Source organism: Armatimonadota bacterium, from assembly GCA_020354555.1.
Classification (GTDB): Bacteria; Armatimonadota; Hebobacteria.
The window spans coordinates 2,139,106-2,142,013 of the sequence record CP070648.1 but is presented as its reverse complement, the minus strand read 5'-3'; the positions used below and the strand labels follow the sequence as shown (position 1 = coordinate 2,142,013).

4 protein-coding genes are annotated in these 2,908 nt (G+C 71.3%); all 4 read left to right on the top strand.

From position 1 onward, the window contains the following. The coding region (locus JSV65_08745) for a histidinol-phosphate transaminase (GenBank protein ID UCH36424.1) at window positions 1-244 on the top strand (244 nt) is incomplete at its 5' end. Window positions 245-386: 142 nt separating this feature from the next. Then, the gene (locus JSV65_08740) at window positions 387-1,271 is read left to right on the top strand and encodes a prephenate dehydrogenase/arogenate dehydrogenase family protein (GenBank protein ID UCH36423.1); all 885 of its coding nucleotides are present in this window, start codon (window positions 387-389) and stop codon (window positions 1,269-1,271) included. Beyond that, the gene (gene aroA / locus JSV65_08735; protein UCH36422.1) at window positions 1,268-2,578 is read left to right on the top strand and encodes a 3-phosphoshikimate 1-carboxyvinyltransferase; all 1,311 of its coding nucleotides are present in this window, start codon (window positions 1,268-1,270) and stop codon (window positions 2,576-2,578) included. Before JSV65_08740 ends, aroA begins: the two co-directional genes overlap by 4 nt. Before the next feature lie 155 nt (window positions 2,579-2,733). After that, window positions 2,734-2,908: Trm112 family protein (locus tag JSV65_08730; protein UCH36730.1), on the top strand; the 175-nt coding region annotated here is incomplete at its 3' end.

Sequence of the window (2,908 nt, the reverse complement as noted above, 5' to 3'; positions counted from 1 at the left end):
GTTCGAGCGCCTGGGGCTGGCCTACGTGCCGACCCACGCGAACTTCATACTCCTAAATGTGGCCGTGGACTGCCGCACGGTCTTCGAGGGGCTGCTGCGACAGGGTGTGATCGTGCGCACCGGTGACATCTTCGGGATGCCGACGCACATCCGGGTGACCATCGGCCTGCCCGAGCAGAACGCGCGCTTCATCGCGGCGTTGGAGAAGACGCTGGCGGCCGTCGGCGGGGGCACCGCGTCGTGATCGTCATCGCGGCGACGGCGCGGGCAGCGGTCGCCGCGGCGGCAGTCTGGACACTTGGAGGAGATCGCCGAGCAGGCGACGGGGAGAGGGAAGACCGGCCTCTTCCGTGGGCCGGCTTCTGCCCATCCCGCGTGGAGGTGACATGAACGAAGCGCCGACTGGCAATAAACGACCGGCGTTCGACTGCGCGGCGATCATCGGCGCGGGGCTGATCGGCGGCTCCATCGGCATGGCGCTGCGCGAGCGAGGAATCGCGTCGCACGTCGTCGCCGTGGCGCGCAGCGAGGAGACGCTGCGGCTGGCCGTGAGCCGGGGAGCGGCGGACCGCGCGACGTTATCCCTGTCCGAAGCGGCGGCCGAGGCGGATTTGGTCATCCTCGCGACGCCGGTGTCCCTCATCATCGAGCATGTGGCGGCCATCGCGGAGATGATCGCCGACGAGTGCCTGGTCACCGACGTCGGCAGCGTCAAGGGGCCGATCGTGGCCGCCGCGGAGGAATCCTTGCCGTGCGCCGGGCGCTTCGTCGGCGGGCATCCGCTGGCGGGCTCCGAGCGCAAGGGCATCGCCGCCGCCCGATCGGACTTGCTGGACGGGGCGACGTGGGTGCTGACGCCGACCCGCGTCACCGATGAGGACGCGCTCAATCGCATTGAGGATCTCGTCGCGCGGCTCGGCGCGCGGTCGCTGCTGCTGTCGCCGCAGGAACACGACGTACTGGTGGGGCGCACGAGCCATCTCCCGCACGTGGTCGCCGCGGCGCTCATGAGGGTGGTCGCGGAGGCGGCGAAGGAGTACGCCGAAATCCTCGACGTGATCGGCCCCGGGCTGCGCGATACGACGCGCATCGCCGCGAGCGACCCGGCGCTGTGGGCGGACATCGCGCTCGCCAATGCCGCCGTTGTGCTCGCCGGAATGGGTGAGATGAATGAGGCCCTGAGTCGCTTCAAGGAGGCACTCGAAGCCGGCAATCGGGAGGAGTTGGAGCGCTTGTTCGCCGGAGCCCAACGGGCGAGGGAGGGACTGTGAGCGCTGCGGCTCTCCTTGTGCGCGGGGCGCGCGAGGCGCTGTCGGGCGCCGTGAGCGTTCCGGGGGACAAATCGGTGTCCCACCGGGCGCTCCTGCTGGGGGCGATCGCGTGCGGCGAGACGACGGTCAGCGGACTGCTTCACGCCGAGGATATTGCATCAACGGCAACGTGTCTGCGCGCGCTCGGCGTCGCGATCGGAGCGCTCGACGCGCCCGTGGTGAGCGTGCGCGGCGTCGGGCTGCGCGGCTTGCGGCGGCCTGCGCACGATCTCGACTGCGGCAATTCCGGCACGACGATGCGCTTGCTGCTGGGCATCCTGGCTGGGCAGGATTTCAGCGTGACGCTGAGCGGGGATGAATCCCTGTCGCGGCGCCCGATGGACCGGGTGGCGCGGCCGGTGGGGGAGATGGGCGCGGAGGTCTCTGGCCGGACGGAACGCTGCCTGCCCCCGGTGACGGTGCGCGGGGGATCGCTGCGAGGGATCCGCTACGAGACCCCGGTGGCGAGCGCCCAGGTGAAGTCAGCGGTGCTGCTGGCCGGGCTGTACGCCGCAGGCGCGACGTCGGTGACCGAGCCGTATCAGTCGCGGGATCACACGGAGCGCATGCTGGGGGCGTTCGGCGCGAAGCTGGCGCGCGAAGGGCTGACGACGACGGTGCACTGCGGGGAGCTGGACGGTTGCGCGGTGGCGGTGCCGGGGGATATCTCGGCCGCGGCGTTTCTCCTGGCGGCGGGGCTGCTGGTGGAGGGGTCGGAGGTGAGCATTGAGGACGTCGGGGTGAACCCGACGCGCACGGGAGCGCTGGAGGCGCTGCGGGAGATGGGCGCGGACGTGACGGAGAGCGCCGAGGAGATTCGCGGCGGCGAGCCGGTGGCCAAGCTGACGGTGCGCGGGTCGCGCCTGCGCGGGTGCGAGATCGGGGCGGAGCTGGTGCCGCGGCTGATAGACGAGCTGCCGGTGCTGTGCGTCGCGGCGGCGGTGGCGCAGGGCGTGACGCGCATCAGCGGCGCGCAGGAGCTGCGGGTGAAGGAATCCGACCGGCTGGAGGCGATGGCGACCGAGCTGGGCAAGATGGGGGCGCGGATCGAGGAGCGGCCGGACGGTTTTGAGATCGAGGGCGTGCGACGGCTGCGCGGCGCGGAGGTGTCGGGCCGCGACGACCATCGCGTTGCGATGGCGCTGGCGGTCGCCGGAGCCGCGGCAGCGGGCGAGACGGCGATCGCGGAGGCGGGCGGGATCGCCACATCATTCCCGGGATTCGTAACTGCGATGCGCCGGATCGGCGTGGACGTGCGCGCGGCGTGACCCCGGCACGCGGCGCGAGGGAAGGAGCGCGGCCCGCCGGGACAGAAGGCAAGCCGAGGCCGCGCACGCGGCGGCACCAATTGCGGCGCAACCCGGATGTTTCACTTCGTTTGGCGCGGTATCGTCGCAACCTGTGACTGGAGGCGGGTGTGGCAATGAACAAAGAACTGCTGGAGATACTAGCCTGCCCCGAATGCAAGGCGGCAGTCGAGCAGGAGGGTGAGCGGCTGGTGTGCACGGCGTGCGGCAGGCGCTACCCCGTCCGCGACGGCATTCCGGTGATGCTGACGGAGGAGTCGGAGCCGCCGGCGCCGGGGTGGAAGCCGAAGC